The 14,426-nt window shown below is 41.8% G+C and carries 13 protein-coding genes and 1 pseudogene; 10 read left to right on the top strand and 4 right to left on the bottom strand.

What is annotated here, in order from left to right:
* Positions 1-130 precede the first annotated feature (130 nt).
* The 6 genes and pseudogenes from rutD to FTT87_RS08575 all read left to right on the top strand — a co-directional run bounded on the left by rutD (position 131) and on the right by FTT87_RS08575 (position 4,324).
* The gene (gene rutD / locus FTT87_RS08600; protein ID WP_180082842.1) at positions 131-943 is read left to right on the top strand and encodes a pyrimidine utilization protein D; all 813 of its coding nucleotides are present in this window, start codon (positions 131-133) and stop codon (positions 941-943) included.
* Positions 944-1,311: 368 nt separating this feature from the next.
* Positions 1,312-2,421 (top strand): pyrimidine utilization protein A, encoded by a 1,110-nt coding sequence (gene rutA, locus FTT87_RS08595; RefSeq protein WP_180174695.1) that lies wholly within the window; start codon positions 1,312-1,314, stop codon positions 2,419-2,421.
* Positions 2,418-3,152, top strand: a complete 735-nt coding sequence (rutB, locus tag FTT87_RS08590) for a pyrimidine utilization protein B (RefSeq protein WP_180174694.1) — start codon at positions 2,418-2,420, stop codon at positions 3,150-3,152. The genes rutA and rutB overlap by 4 nt, the downstream gene beginning before the upstream one ends.
* A gap of 47 nt (positions 3,153-3,199) precedes the next feature.
* Entirely contained in the window at positions 3,200-3,580 is a 381-nt protein-coding gene (gene rutC, locus FTT87_RS08585; protein WP_180042491.1) for a pyrimidine utilization protein C, read from the top strand.
* Positions 3,581-3,753: 173 nt separating this feature from the next.
* A pseudogene (locus FTT87_RS16230) lies at positions 3,754-3,870 on the top strand (FMN reductase); the annotation flags it as partial.
* Between the two features lie 94 nt (positions 3,871-3,964).
* Positions 3,965-4,324 carry a hypothetical protein gene (locus tag FTT87_RS08575; protein WP_180174693.1) on the top strand — a complete coding sequence of 120 codons (360 nt, stop codon included), beginning with the start codon at positions 3,965-3,967 and terminating at the stop codon, positions 4,322-4,324.
* Between the two features lie 108 nt (positions 4,325-4,432).
* Here FTT87_RS08575 and FTT87_RS08570 read toward each other — a convergent pair whose 3' ends face one another.
* The 3 genes from FTT87_RS08570 to FTT87_RS08560 all read right to left on the bottom strand — a co-directional run bounded on the left by FTT87_RS08570 (position 4,433) and on the right by FTT87_RS08560 (position 9,153).
* Positions 4,433-5,716 carry a ribonucleotide-diphosphate reductase subunit beta gene (locus FTT87_RS08570; protein WP_180174692.1) on the bottom strand — a complete coding sequence of 428 codons (1,284 nt, stop codon included), beginning with the start codon at positions 5,714-5,716 and terminating at the stop codon, positions 4,433-4,435.
* A 137-nt stretch (positions 5,717-5,853) separates the two neighbouring features.
* Positions 5,854-5,985 (bottom strand): preprotein translocase subunit YajC, encoded by a 132-nt coding sequence (locus FTT87_RS08565; protein WP_086196044.1) that lies wholly within the window; start codon positions 5,983-5,985, stop codon positions 5,854-5,856.
* Positions 5,986-6,324: 339 nt separating this feature from the next.
* The gene (locus FTT87_RS08560) at positions 6,325-9,153 is read right to left on the bottom strand and encodes a ribonucleoside-diphosphate reductase subunit alpha (RefSeq protein WP_180174691.1); all 2,829 of its coding nucleotides are present in this window, start codon (positions 9,151-9,153) and stop codon (positions 6,325-6,327) included.
* 586 nt (positions 9,154-9,739) lie between these two features.
* On the opposite strand from FTT87_RS08560, the gene bfmR reads away from it, so the two are divergent.
* Entirely contained in the window at positions 9,740-10,453 is a 714-nt protein-coding gene (bfmR, locus tag FTT87_RS08555; protein ID WP_086196042.1) for a response regulator transcription factor BfmR, read from the top strand.
* A gap of 35 nt (positions 10,454-10,488) precedes the next feature.
* Positions 10,489-12,159, top strand: a complete 1,671-nt coding sequence (gene bfmS / locus FTT87_RS08550; protein WP_373423507.1) for a sensor histidine kinase BfmS — start codon at positions 10,489-10,491, stop codon at positions 12,157-12,159.
* A 45-nt stretch (positions 12,160-12,204) separates the two neighbouring features.
* On the opposite strand, the gene FTT87_RS08545 is transcribed toward bfmS, so the two are convergent.
* On the bottom strand, positions 12,205-12,561 hold the full coding sequence (locus FTT87_RS08545) for a hypothetical protein (RefSeq protein WP_086196040.1): 357 nt from the start codon (positions 12,559-12,561) through the stop codon (positions 12,205-12,207).
* A 569-nt stretch (positions 12,562-13,130) separates the two neighbouring features.
* Between FTT87_RS08545 and ndhC the strand changes: the two genes are divergently transcribed.
* Positions 13,131-13,676 carry an NADH-quinone oxidoreductase subunit A gene (gene ndhC / locus FTT87_RS08540; RefSeq protein ID WP_086196039.1) on the top strand — a complete coding sequence of 182 codons (546 nt, stop codon included), beginning with the start codon at positions 13,131-13,133 and terminating at the stop codon, positions 13,674-13,676.
* 7 nt (positions 13,677-13,683) lie between these two features.
* Positions 13,684-14,361 carry an NADH-quinone oxidoreductase subunit B family protein gene (locus tag FTT87_RS08535; protein ID WP_180082261.1) on the top strand — a complete coding sequence of 226 codons (678 nt, stop codon included), beginning with the start codon at positions 13,684-13,686 and terminating at the stop codon, positions 14,359-14,361.
* The last annotated feature ends 65 nt before the right edge of the window (positions 14,362-14,426 follow it).

Raw genomic sequence — 14,426 nt, 5'->3', positions numbered from 1 at the left:
TAAAATTTTACTTTTTCTATGAGCCTTGCAAGCCAAGGTTTCCAAGAATCAGACAGGCTGAATTGATGTGATTTTTCAGGCATAAAACTTGCTGTTTATTTTTTAAATTATTTGAATAAATGGTAAAAAAATGAACTATAAAATTCATTTGTGCACAGAAAATTCAGCCGCCGATTTTTTAATTTTTTCTTCCGGTTTGGGCGGGCATGGCAGTTTCTGGCGCCCTCAAATTGATGCATTCACGCGATATTTTCATATTTTGACGTATGATCAGGAGGGCTGTCATGCGGATTCAGCAATTTTGCCTGATGATTACAACATTATCCATCTGGCCCAGCAGTTACTGCAAATTATCAGGCAAGAAAAAATTCGGCATTTTCATTTTGTGGGACATGCAATTGGCAGTTTTATTGGTGCAGAGCTAGCGTTATTGCTCAATTCATCTGAGCTGAGAGTGCTCAGCCTGACCTGTATCAATTGCTGGGACGAACTCGACCCACATACGCAAAAATGCTTTGAAGCACGGACTCTTCTATTAAAGTCAGCGGGTTCTGATGCTTATGTCAGGGCGCAGGGACTGTTTTTATATCCACCGAGCTGGATTTCAAAACATCATCAGCATTTAAAGACTTTGGAGGATATTCAACTCGCGGATTTTCCGCCGCCGCAAAATGTACTCAAGCGAATTCAGGTAGCACAACAATTTAAAATTAATGAGCAGCATATACAGGCCTTGCAACACAGTCAGTTGCATTTGATTGCCAATCAGGATGACTTTTTGGTTCCTGTACACAAGTCGAGTGATTTAAAGCAGCGGCTTGGACATGGATGTTTAAGTATTCTTGCAACTGGAGCCCATGCTTCCACGCAAACCGAGCCTGAATTACTGAATAAAACCATGCTTGAATTTTTGCATAAACACTTTTTGCAAGTAACGTCTTGAGTAAATGAAACTGGCTTGTTAATAAAATTTGCAACGGATTTCTCGATAATTTCTTATCCTCCTAGCTCACCGTGATTGTTTAAAATCACGGGTTTTTTATCCATTTTATTAAAGACAGCTTGAATATAAGGCAAATTGAATTTGACGGTTTTTTCAAACCATGCATTTTTTTGGAGCCATGATGGCTAATAAAGGTGCATTTATTTAACTGTTTATTTTACTATTTGTTAAAATAAAATAATTATAAATATTTGATAATTAATGATTAAAATTATTTGGAATAGCATTTGCTAAATAATTTTTATGAAAAAACAGGTTAATTACCTGAAGTGTATTTATAACCAAATGGTAAAAAATAGGTATCGAAAATGAAAATAGGCGTCTTTTGTCCAATCGGGAATAATGGCTGGCTGCTCTCGGAAAATGCACCACAATATAAACCGAGTTTTGAAATGAACAAACAGATTGTACAGCGTGCAGAACATTATGGATTCGACTTTGCACTTTCCATGATCAAGTTGCGTGGCTTTGGCGGGAAAACAGAATTTTGGGATCATAACCTCGAAACCTTTACCTTAATGGCCGGTCTGGCGGCAGTAACCAGTAAAATTAAAATTTATGCAACAGCGGCAACTTTGGTGATGCCGTCAGCTATTGTGGCTCGCATGGCATCTACCATTGACTCCATTTCCAATGGCCGTTTTGGTTTAAATGTGGTGACGGGATGGCAAGCCCCTGAATATCAACAAATGGGCATGTGGTCCGGAGATGAATACTTTGCCAAGCGTTATGATTATCTGTCTGAGTATGTAGAAATTTTACGTGAACTGTGGGCGACTGGAAAATCAGACTTTAAGGATAAGCATTTTCAAATGGAAGATTGCAGGGGCAGCCCGCGACCGCAAGCTGATATGAAAATCATCTGTGCCGGACAGTCGGATACAGGTCTGGCATTTTTGGCCAAATATGCAGACTACAATTTTGTTTTTGGCAAAGGTTTAAATACGCCGACTGCCTATGCAGACATCAATGACCGCTTAAAAGCACAAACCGACAAGACCGGGCGTGATGTGCAAACTTATGTGCTGTTTATGCTGATTGCTGCAGAAACCGATGCAGAAGCTTTTGCCAAATGGCAAAGCTATAACGAGGGAGCAGATGTAGAAGCCATTAACTGGCTGATGAATCAAGGCAGTCAGGAGACCAAATCCGGTGCCGATACCAATATTCGCCAAATGGCTTCTAGTATATCTCCAGTCAATATGGGCACCATTGTCGGTTCTTTTGAAAATGTCGCGAAAATGCTGGATGAAATTGGTGAAATTAAAGGCACCGAAGGCATCCTGTTAACTTTTGATGATTTTATTCAAGGAGTAGAGGATTTTGGTCAAAGAATTCAACCGTTAATGAAATGTCGTGAACATGTTGTGGTCGAAGGTGTAACCGCTCCAGCCACAGCCTTGGAGAAGTCAGCATGAACCCAAATGAATTTTTAGAACATGTGGTTTGTACAGGCTTTACCCAAGCCGTCGGAACAGGAAAAGTGTTAAAGGCTGAACCGGAAGCGATCCAGCTTTCAGCCGAGCAAACCGCACTGATTGTGATTGACATGCAGAATGCCTATACCTCCAAAGGGGGCTATCTGGATCTGGCTGGTTTTGATGTGTCTAAAACCAAGCCGGTGGTGGAGAACATCAAAAAAGCAGTCGATGCGGCACATGCCTCCGGCATTCAGGTGATTTATTTCAAAAATGGTTGGGATGATCAGTATGTGGAAGCGGGCGGGATCAATTCGCCCAATTTTCATAAATCCAATGCTTTAAAAACCATGCATAAGTATCCTGAATTACAGGGAAAATTACTGGCTAAAGGCAGTTGGGATTTTGAGCTGATTGATGAGCTGCAACCTTTGGTGCAAGACATCGTGATTGAAAAGCCCCGTTATAGCGGTTTCTTCAATACGGCACTGGACAGCATGCTGCGCAACAAAGGGATTCGTAATCTGGTGTTTGTCGGCATTGCCACCAATGTTTGTGTCGAATCGACCTTAAGAGACGGCTTTTTTCTGGAATATTTCGGCGTGGTGCTGGCAGATGCCTGTTATCAGGCCGGTCCGGCGGAAGCACATGCAGCCAGTCTGTATAACATTAAAACTTTTTTTGGCTGGGTGTCAGCTACACAGAATTTTGTGGAAATTTTTCAATCTTAACTAAAAATCTTGGACAAATCGGCTTAAGGATTTATAGGGGAAAACACATGCCTAAAGACATTATTTTACCTGCAGGAACAGGCAAACCATTGGCACCGTACGTACCGGCAACCAAAGCAGACAATATTGTGTACGTTTCCGGCACACTAGCTTTTGATGAACATAACAATGTGGTGCATGTCGGCGATGCGGCAGCACAGACCCGTCATATTCTGGAAACCATTAAAAAAGTGATTGAAACGGCCGGTGGCACAATGGATGACGTGACCTTTAATCATGTATTCGTCAAAGACTGGGCAGATTATGCGGCAATCAATAGCGTGTATGCTGAATATTTTCCGGGGGATAAACCGGCACGTTACTGCGTGCAAACAGGACTGGTCAAACCCGATGCGCTGGTGGAAATCGCTTCGGTTGCCCATGTATAAATTACTTATTTTTCTACCCAAGCATCAAGCTGATCGGGTAATTAAAAACAGCAACACTGAAATTTGCACTGTATGATCAATAGCGGATTTCAGTGATGGAGAAGGTGATGAACAGTAAACTGATGTCCGTTCCATCTGGAAAAGATTTATTACAACATGCCCAAAGTTTTAAAATGGCTGATGATGAAGCAGATACAGAAATTGATCAGGTAACTTTTAGACAAGGCATGAGTAATTTGGGTGCCGCTGTGAATGTGATTACCACCGATGGTGCAGCAGGTCAGGCAGGGGATGGGAGAATAGTTATTTTCCTATTTTCACAAATATGGCTTAAGGTATTATTTTTAAACTCAACTCCATTATCGGGAGTCTTATCACAGTTCTTTGAATCAAGCAGGAGGAATAGATTTTCCAAATCCTGAAATTTGTCAAAGCATGAATCTAAGGTATCAAAATGGTGAACCTGATTTATATGATGATAAGGGATTAGCTTCAGTATTCAGAACGCTTTCCTCGACAACCAATAATCTAAAAGGTTCTGTATCCTATCTAAGAAAAGATCTTTTTGAAAACTATCTGGATGATACAAATCAAACCTTCATTTGGATATTATGGGGGGAGCGTAATCAGCAGTATGAAGGTTACTCTCAAGGGAAGGACGATATTCATCAATACTTTAAAGATGGTAACTATCTCCATAAGAGTATTTTTATTTGGGAAAATCATAAAATAGTTAAAATTTGAATAATAAAAAAATAGAGCCAAGTGGCTCTATTTTCTTTTACTCTAACGAGTGACATAAATGTGTCGCAAATGACATTCTATGTGTCGTTTTACGGCTTTTTATATTTCTTACCAGCTTAAAGCACCGCCAGTCTGATAATCCGTTACACGCGTTTCAAAGAAGTTTTTCTCTTTACGCAAGTCCATCATTTCCGACATCCACTGGAATGGGTTATTCACGCCAGCGAACTGTTCAGGCAAACCAAGTTGCGCTAAACGACGGTTACAGATGAACTTCAGGTATTCTTCCATCATCGCAGCATTCATGCCGAGTACACCGCGTGGCATGGTGTCACGTGCGTATTCGATTTCAAGCATGGTGCCTTCAAGAATCATCTGAATGATTTCTTCCTGGAACTCTGTAGTCCAAAGGTTCGGGTTTTCGATCTTGATCTGGTTGATCATGTCGATACCGAAGTTCAGGTGCATAGACTCGTCACGCAGAATGTACTGGAATTGCTCGGCAACACCGTTCATCTTGTTACGACGGCCCATAGACAAAATCTGGCTGAAACCACAGTAGAAGAAAATACCTTCAAGTACACAGTAGAACGCGATCAGGTTGCGAAGCAAAATCTGGTCGTTTTCAGGAGTACCAGTTTTGAAAGTAGGATCACTTAAAGACTGGGTATATTTCAGGCCCCAAGCGGCTTTACGCGCTACTGACGGTACTTCGCGGTACATGTTGAAGACTTCGCCTTCATCCATACCTAGCGACTCGATACAGTACTGATAAGCGTGAGTATGAATCGCTTCTTCAAATGCTTGACGCAAGATGTACTGACGGCATTCAGGGTTGGTAATGTGACGGTAAATCGCCAGTACCAAGTTGTTTGCAACCAGTGAATCGGCAGTCGAGAAGAAACCAAGCGAACGCATCACGATGGTACGCTCATCTTCAGTCAAGCCATTTTCAGACTTCCAAAGCGCGATGTCGTGGTTCATGTTGACTTCTTGCGGCATCCAGTGGTTGGCACAACCGTCCAGATATTTTTGCCAAGCCCATTCGTATTTGAATGGAACCAGCTGGTTCAGGTCAGCACGACAGTTGATCATGGCTTTATCATCAACCTGTACACGCTGCGCGCCCATTTCAAGCTCTTCCAGACCTGGAGCAACATCAAGGTTCTCTAGGGAAGAAGATGCTCTTGCCAATGAATCGGTTGGATTTGATCCTCGGTTTTGAGTGGCTCTAAGGGGTTGTGCAGTTGCCACATGCGACGGTGCGTTGTGTGCATCAGATACCACCTGTGTATGAGCCGCTTTTTGCGGTTCGACGGACGCAGACTTGTGTTCAGGTGCAGCCGGTTTTTGCGAATCATCTTCGAAATCGTCCCAACTTAGGATAGACATATCAATTCTCTCTTCGTTGCTTATATCCGTTATCTGACATCTCACAAACGAAGATGTCTACTATACGCTTAAATTGTGTAAGCAAAATTAAGTTTTGCCGACTACTGCTCTAATCTTGTTCGATAGGACAGATATCCTCACGACTTATTTTGATTACGCTGCTGTTTGCGAATGGCTAAAAACGCATAAACCATAGGCGTGTAAAAGAAAATAAAGGCAAACACCAGTACTGCAAGTCCTAACATGTAGTTATGAGTCATATGGAGCATGGTGTTTTCCTTTGTGTGTTTAATGTGATTTAGAATTTTTTGTCGTGATTACCATAGTAATTATGGTTAGTGATGTTATTTATAATTTTCATATTTTGCGAATTATCTCTATTTGCTTTAAATGAAAATTTTAACTTCACTGCATACAACGTTGCTAAAAAAGCTATTAATCCTAAAACACATATGATTATAAAGCTGTCCATTTAATCACCGTTAATTTTGGCGATTTGGCTATCTCTGACTATTAACAACATCCTTGATAGCCAAATTGGCTATTTTCAGAGCTAATTAATTCATTAAATTAATTAGCTCGACGGATAAATTGCTTTTAATCAGTGATTATTGACAAGCCTCACAATCAGGGTTGTCAATTGAACATGCCATTGGCACTGGTGCTGCTTGAGCAAAATCATCTTCAACAGCTGCTTCAGCTTTCACTTCAGGCGCTACTGCAGCGGTAACTGGCGCTGCAACAGTGGCAGGTTTAACTGCGTTTAATGCACCAGTATTAATGGTCGATTTCTCGGCAGAAGTTGCACCCAATGCACGGAGGTAATAAGTCGTCTTAAGACCACGTAACCAAGCCATTTTATAGGTCAGGTCAAGTTTCTTACCGTTTGCACCAGAGATGTAAAGGTTAAGAGACTGAGCCTGATCAATCCATTTTTGACGGCGTGATGCAGCATCCACAATCCAGCGTGGCTCAACTTCAAACGCAGTTGCGAAAATCGCTTTAAGCTCTTCAGGAATACGCGAAATCTTTTGTACCGAACCTTCAAAGTGTTTCAGGTCGTTGACCATCACTGAATCCCAAAGACCGCGATCTTTTAACGCACGTACCAGGTACGGGTTGATCACTGTGAATTCACCAGAAAGGTTTGATTTCACATATAGGTTTTGGAAAGTCGGTTCGATCGATTGAGATACGCCACAGATGTTCGAAATAGTCGCAGTAGGTGCAATCGCCATTACGTTCGAGTTACGCATACCGTCTTTTTGAACTTTGGCACGTAAAGTGTCCCAGTCTAAACGTTGTGTACGGTCTACTTCAAACATACGTTCTGGGCGTGATTTAGCCACGATGTCTAAAGAATCGATTGGCAAGATACCTTGATCCCAAAGTGATCCTTTAAATGTTTCGTAAGTACCACGTTCAACAGCCAAGTCGCTAGAAGTCTGAATCGCGTAGTAGCTGATCACTTCCATAGATTCGTCAGCGAAATCTACAGCTTCATCAGAACCGTAAGCCAGTTTCATTTCATATAAAGCATCTTGGAAGCCCATGATACCCATACCGACCGGACGGTGTTTCAAGTTTGAATTTTTCGCTTGCGGAACTGCGTAGTAGTTGATGTCGATCACGTTATCGAGCATACGAACGGCTGTTTTTACAGTGCGCGCCAATTTTTCACGATCTAGTACACCACCTTGAACGTGTTGTACCAGGTTGATCGAACCCAGGTTACATACCGCAATTTCGTCTTGGTTTGTATTTAGCGTGATTTCTGTACACAAGTTAGATGAATGCACTACGCCCACGTGTTGTTGTGGTGAACGCAAGTTACATACGTCTTTGAATGTGATCCAAGGGTGACCTGTTTCAAACAGCATAGAAAGCATTTTGCGCCACAAGTCTTTGGCACGCACTTTCTTGTGCAGCATGTCGGTTTCTTTGGCAATGCTTTCATAATAAGCATAACGTTCAGCAAATGCCTGACCGGTTAAATCGTGAAGATCTGGTGTTTCAGACGGCGTGAACAATGTCCATTCAGCATCTTCAAATACACGTTGCATGAACAGGTCTGGAACCCAGTTTGCTGTGTTCATGTCATGGGTACGGCGACGGTCATCACCGGTATTCTTACGCAGTTCCAGGAACTCTTCGATATCCAGGTGCCAGGTTTCTAAGTATGCACATACCGCACCTTTACGTTTACCCCCCTGGTTTACCGCAACGGCAGTATCGTTGGCCACTTTAAGGAAAGGTACGACACCTTGTGATTTACCGTTAGTACCTTTGATATACGAGTTCAAGGCACGAACAGGCGTCCAGTCATTACCTAAACCGCCAGCCCATTTAGACAGCATGGCATTATCACGCATTGCACCATAAATGTTATAAAGGTCATCGGCAATCGTGGTGAGGTAGCAGCTCGACAACTGTGGACGCAAAGTACCAGAGTTGAACAGGGTCGGCGTAGAGGCCATGTAGTCGAAGCTAGACAACAAGTTATAGAATTCGATGGCACGCTCTTCACGGTTTTCTTCATTTAACGACAGCCCCATTGAAACGCGCATAAAGAACAATTGCGGTAATTCAAAACGGATGCCATTTGAATGAATGAAGTAACGATCAAATAAGGTTTGCAGACCTAAGTAGGTGAACTGGTTTGAGCGTTCTGGTTGAATGGCTGCTGCCAGTTTCGCAAGGTCAAAATTCAATAATTCTGGTGACAGAAGATCAAGCTCGATCCCTTTCTTAAGGAAGGTCTCTAAAGCATTGCCTTCGTTGGTGTCTGTAGATAGGCCTAAGAACTCTAAACCTGTAGCAACCAGATTGTCACGAAGTAAACGTGCAGTCACATAAGTATAGTTAGGTTCTTGTTCAATACGGGTACGTGTCGCCATCATCATCGTTGTAGCGATGTCAGACTCTTTTACGCCATTATAGAGGTTTTTTACGGTTTCATCGACAATGGCTTTAACGTCAATACCTTCCAGGCCTTCAGCTGCTTTTGCCACATGTGCTTCTAGTGCGCCCAGGTCAAGCGGTTTAAGCTGACCATTTGCAGTAGTCACTTGTAAAGTTGGATGGTGATGAGCGCCAGTCTGTTTACGTGCTTCAGAGCGTTGTTCGCGGTAGATGACATACGCACGTGCAACTTTTTGTTCACCAGTACGCATCAGCGCAAGTTCAACCTGGTCTTGAATTTCTTCAATATGAATTGTGCCGCCTGACGGTAAACGACGGTTAAATGTATTCATTACCATTTCAGTCAGTTGCTCGATACGATCATGAATACGGCTAGAATCTGCACTTTGCTGGCCTTCTACAGCCAAAAAAGCTTTACCAATCGCTACAGAAATTTTTTCTGCGTCAAAAGTGGCAACATCACCGGTGCGTTTAATCACCTGAAGTTGACCAGGAGTTGAAGTGATTACGCTCATTTAGCATAGCTCCATTGTCATCTATTTTTATGTTTATGGACCATTTGAACCGGGCAAATTTTATGCCACAGTATTTGAGGAATAAACACAAGACCTAGTGGTTTTAAAATTAATTGAACACAAGATACGGGAAAATTTAGGGTAGATCAATATTGACATTTTGCTAAATATTTTTCTTAGTACATGCATTAATCTCTGTAAAAATATTGCTATTTTTATTGATTTTTCTATAAGCCTTATCAGGCAAGGCATAGCATAACAAAGCTAAAAAAATGTGCTTATAGATAACATTGTGGATAACTTAAAAGAAGCTATCTAACTAGTCAGAAACTGTGCAAACAGACGGGCGGTTTAAAAAATAGACATTTTGTAGCTAAATATTTCTATAAATAGCCTGAAAATTACTAGAATATGAAAAATTCAATAAATTCAATGTTTAAAAAAAATATAACAAAATGCTACTTTGATGTATCAGTTTGGTGAACAGCATCTTGTTTACAATGTAAACGTGTGTATATTGCAGAAGATATTAAAGCCTATCCAACGGATTTTTAAGGATAGCTTAATCCATATAAAGGGGCATTTTATGAGCCAAGAAGAAAAGTTACCTAAAATTTTAATTGTTGAAGACGATGAACGTCTTGCGCGTTTGACTCAAGAATACCTTATCCGTAACGGATTGGAAGTTGGGGTAGAACCTGACGGTAATCGTGCAATCCGCCGTATCATCGCTGAACAGCCAGATTTGGTGGTACTTGATGTCATGTTACCGGGTGCGGATGGTTTGACCATTTGTCGTGAAGTACGTCCACATTATCATCAGCCGATTTTAATGCTCACAGCCCGTACTGAAGACATGGATCAGGTTTTAGGTCTGGAAATGGGGGCAGATGACTATGTCGCAAAACCTGTTCAACCCCGTGTATTGCTTGCCCGTATTCGTGCCTTGCTGCGCCGTACCGACAAGGCTCCTGAAGATGAAGTGGCTCAACGCATAGAATTTGATGATCTTGTGATTGATAATGGTGGCCGGTCAGTGACCTTGAATGGTGAGTTGGTTGATTTTACCAGCGCGGAATACGACCTGTTATGGTTGTTAGCTTCAAATGCGGGTCGCATTCTTTCCCGTGAAGACATTTTTGAGCGTCTGCGCGGTATTGAATATGACGGTCAGGACCGTTCAATTGACGTGCGTATCTCGCGTATCCGTCCAAAAATTGGCGATGATCCTGAAAATCCAAAACGTATTAAAACGGTACGCAGTAAAGGTTATCTGTTCGTTAAAGAAACAGGTCTTTAATCTCTGCCCGCTCGCTAATTTTATAGGACAACTACGTGTTTAAACACAGTATATTCTTGCGCATTTATGCAGGATTAGTGATTTTAGTGGCCTTGGTTGCCTTATTTGGCTATCTGCTGGTACAAATCATCAATTATCAGCGTGCGCAAGAATATCGTGAATCTTTAACCGATGGTATTTCTTATATCATTAGTGAAGGGATTGCCCGACAGCCGAATGAGCAGCAGAAAAAAGACTGGATTTCCGATGCTTCTGATTTGCTGGAGCTGCCGATCTATTATGTTGATGCGGCTAAGGTGGATTTATCGCGTACCGAGAGAAAACGGATTGAAGAGCGTAAAGCAGCCGTTCGTTATGATGCAGAAAACTTCATTGCTTATATCATTATTGGTCTGAAAGATGATCCTCAGCATTTGCTGTATGTAAAAGTGAATAAAATAGGCGAGCGCCAGATGAAAGCCTTACCTATTTTCATTTTGGATTATCTGGTGTATTACCCTGGGCAAGAAAAAGAGTATCTCGCCAAAATTCAATCGAATTTTTCTTATCCGATTGCCATTGAAAAAGTGCAAAACCTGCCGCTTGATTCTGAACAAATCGGCCGGCTTCGCTTGGATCACAGTATTATTTTGTACCGTGATAATGCCTCGGTTCGGGGTACCACCATCTCGATCGTTTCTCCTATGCCCAGCTCACCTTCCGAGGTGCTGGTTTTAGGGCCTGTACCTTTATTTAACTGGATGCCTTTCCAGTTAGCTGCTGGCATTACCTTACTGAGTCTATTTGTGTTAAGCCTTGGCGTATATGGGTTGTTGGTGCCAATGCAGCGTCGTTTACGTGAAGTGAATTACGCCTTGCATCGTATGAAATCGGGTGACATGACCTTGCGTTTACCGGTCGATGGTACTGATGAAATGGCCAGTCTGGCGACCAATTACAACAGCATGTCCGATCATATTCAGCGTTTGATTGAAGCACAGCGTGAGCTGATGCGTGCAGTTTCGCATGAACTGCGAACACCTGTAGCACGTATCCGTTTTGGTATGGAAATGTTGGCCGAAGAAGATGACTATGAGTATCGCCTACAACAGGTTGAACAGATTGATAAAGATATTGAAGCGCTCAATACCTTGATTGATGAAATCATGACCTATGCAAAACTGGAGCAGGGCACACCTTCTTTAGATTTTGAAAAAATCGTGCTGTTTGAAGTGCTGGATCAGGTGGTGATTGAAACCGAGGCACTTAAAACTCAAAAAGAAATTGAACTCAAAGCACCACCTATTAGTGTGGTGGTCGATGCCGAGCGGCGTTACTTGCATCGTGTAGTACAAAATCTGGTTGGCAATGCGGTTCGCTACTGTGATCATAAAGTGCTTGTCAGTGGTGGTATCAATGACGCGGGGCAGGCTTATGTTCAGGTAGAGGATGATGGTGCCGGTATTCCTGAGGAAGAGCGGCAGCGCATTTTTGAAGCTTTTGCCCGTCTGGATGACAGCCGTACCCGTGCTTCAGGGGGCTATGGTCTAGGTTTGTCCATTGTGAGCCGTATTGCTTACTGGTTTGGTGGGAAAATTGAGGTGGATCAAAGCCCGATTTTAGGCGGGGCTCGTTTCACCATGTCGTGGCCGGTACAGCGGTTTAATAAAGCAAAAAAGAAAACCGGTGTCCTTAAGGCTGATGGTGTCATACAGACAGAATTTTAAAGAATAGGGAACACTAAAAAGCACCGAATGCGGTGCTTTTTAGTCTTATTCATGACTGGTGGCATCTGGTTCAATCAGGCTTTTTCCCTGTTTTAAGCTAGCGAGTGCATCGGCATTAAGATCTAGTAGCAAAGAATTGTTTTTGGGATCTATGGCATAATGGCTAATCAATTTCTGGTCCCCATTTAATGTTTCGACCTTGTATTCATCTGCAACGTTTAAAATAGCTTCGAGATTGGTGGTGGTTGCAGCAAAGTCTTGGCGGAAAAGGTCATAGATATCACGCAGGTCAAAAATGGCATCCTGAGCATCTGGGTGTTTCTCGATGTATCTTTCCACATGATGAACTAACAGTTGTGCAAAGAAGAAATATTCAGATTCATGGGCATATTTTAATGTCATTATAGTTTCTCCTGTCTATTCGCTTTTTGAATTTTAAATACCAATATCACAAACTGTTAAACGCATGTCAAAGTGTTGCAAAAAAACCACAAGAATAAAGCAGCTTATGTAAAAGATATGAGGTAATTTCTAAAGCAAAGAAAGGCGGTATTTTTAATACCGTGATGATAGGAAGGAAAATTTAATCAATTTTTCTGATTCCTGTCATTTTTTAAATAAATACTCAAAATAAACTGAACTTTTAGAATCGAAAGAATATTCAACAATAATTGTATTTCTGGATTGCAAAATAAGTGAGCAATATTTCCTCATAAAATCTTAATGTGAGAAAATTTAATAAAAATAACTGTTTTTATTAAATAAAACGATGAAGGTGTTGTGTAAAGGAATAGATGTAAATTAAAAGCGATAATGCTGAAAAAATCATCCAAAAGACTAAGGCTTATGAGCTAGCAAGTGAAATCATAAATCAGGTACAATTGACGGGATTAATTTTGTGTTTGGTGTATTTGAAGGCCAATACATACATTCTTTGTTAATAAATTAGGCCTGCCAGGAGTTATCCCCGCATGAGTGCCATTACTCCATACGATTGGGCAATTATTGCCTTCGTGATCGGCGTTACATTTCTTTGTGTCTTTATGCTCACAGTTCCTTTACTCCTTGGGGGTAAATCATGGGGCCGTGCAAAGCAAGAGCAATTTGAGTCAGGTGTGGTAGGTGCTGGTGGAGCACGCATCCGCTTATCTGCGAAATTCTACTTGGTTGCTATTTTCTTTGTGGTATTTGACCTGGAAGCATTGTATCTCTACGCATGGGCTACATCAGTTCGTGAAGTAGGTTGGTTCGGTTTTACCACTGTTGTAATTTTTGTAGTCGATTTATTGATTGCTTTGATTTATGCGATTGCTGTAGGCGCATTAAACTGGGCACCAACCGATCGTCTCAAAGCGGCAGTGATGAAATCGAAAGTGGGTTCAGCAAATATGAACCTTGCCGATATTACACGCTTCAATTCTATTGAAGAGTTGGTTGTTGATCCTACAGGTCAAATTCCAGCTCAATCATCTGGTCGTGTGAAAAAATCTGCGACTACATCATCTACTAAGGAGTAACCCGGGAATGAAATATACATTAACCCGTGCGAATCCGAATGCTGATCAATATCCACTTCAAGAGCGTCAAATCGTTACTGATCCGCTTGAAGAAGAAGTGAATAAAAATGTGTTCATGACTCGTTTAGAGGATGTAATGCATACAGCTGTAAACTGGGGCCGTAAAAACTCTGTATGGCCCTTTAACTTTGGTACATCTTGCTGTTACGTAGAATATGCAACCACTTTGACGGGTGTGCATGATATGTCGCGTTTCGGTGCCGAGGTTATTCGTGCTTCACCACGTCAGGCGGACTTAATGATCGTTGCAGGGACCTGCTTCGTGAAAATGGCACCTGTAATCCAGCGTTTATATGAGCAAATGTTAGAGCCTAAATGGGTGATTTCAATGGGTGCTTGTGCAAACTCTGGCGGTATGTACGACATTTATTCGGTTGTACAAGGTGTGGATAAAATCATCCCTGTCGATGTGTACATTCCGGGCTGTCCGCCACGTCCTGAAGCATTATTGCAAGCATTAATGTTGTTACAAGACCAAATTCAATTAGAGCGCCGTCCACTTTCAGCGGTTATTGGTGAGGATCTTCAGCCAGTGTATAAGCCAAAGATGCAGCCAGAACGTGACCGTAAGAATGCTGAACGTATTGCCGTGAAAAACTTACGCTCTATGGATGAAATTAAATAATCCGAGCGACAAAATATTGATGCACCCGGTCTGGGTGTAATTGTCGTTCAGGTTGACTGAATTTG

The organism is Acinetobacter sp. YH01022, from assembly GCF_013420235.1.
Lineage (GTDB): Bacteria > Pseudomonadota > Gammaproteobacteria > Pseudomonadales > Moraxellaceae > Acinetobacter.
The sequence above is the reverse complement of the archived record's forward strand: the minus strand, read 5'-3'. Positions and strand labels throughout refer to the sequence as shown.

What these genes read in the sequence shown, in the direction of transcription:
- FTT87_RS08565 (WP_086196044.1), bottom strand. Translation starts at nt 5,985, where the DNA reads ATGCTCCATATGACTCATAACTACATGTTAGGACTTGCAGTACTGGTG.
- rutA (WP_180174695.1), top strand. Translation starts at nt 1,312, where the DNA reads ATGAAAATAGGCGTCTTTTGTCCAATCGGGAATAATGGCTGGCTGCTC.
- FTT87_RS08570 (WP_180174692.1), bottom strand. Translation starts at nt 5,716, where the DNA reads ATGTCTATCCTAAGTTGGGACGATTTCGAAGATGATTCGCAAAAACCG.
- rutC (WP_180042491.1), top strand. Translation starts at nt 3,200, where the DNA reads ATGCCTAAAGACATTATTTTACCTGCAGGAACAGGCAAACCATTGGCA.
- ndhC (WP_086196039.1), top strand. Translation starts at nt 13,131, where the DNA reads ATGAGTGCCATTACTCCATACGATTGGGCAATTATTGCCTTCGTGATC.
- rutB (WP_180174694.1), top strand. Translation starts at nt 2,418, where the DNA reads ATGAACCCAAATGAATTTTTAGAACATGTGGTTTGTACAGGCTTTACC.
- FTT87_RS08560 (WP_180174691.1), bottom strand. Translation starts at nt 9,153, where the DNA reads ATGAGCGTAATCACTTCAACTCCTGGTCAACTTCAGGTGATTAAACGC.
- FTT87_RS08535 (WP_180082261.1), top strand. Translation starts at nt 13,684, where the DNA reads ATGAAATATACATTAACCCGTGCGAATCCGAATGCTGATCAATATCCA.
- rutD (WP_180082842.1), top strand. Translation starts at nt 131, where the DNA reads ATGAACTATAAAATTCATTTGTGCACAGAAAATTCAGCCGCCGATTTT.
- FTT87_RS08545 (WP_086196040.1), bottom strand. Translation starts at nt 12,561, where the DNA reads ATGACATTAAAATATGCCCATGAATCTGAATATTTCTTCTTTGCACAA.
- bfmR (WP_086196042.1), top strand. Translation starts at nt 9,740, where the DNA reads ATGAGCCAAGAAGAAAAGTTACCTAAAATTTTAATTGTTGAAGACGAT.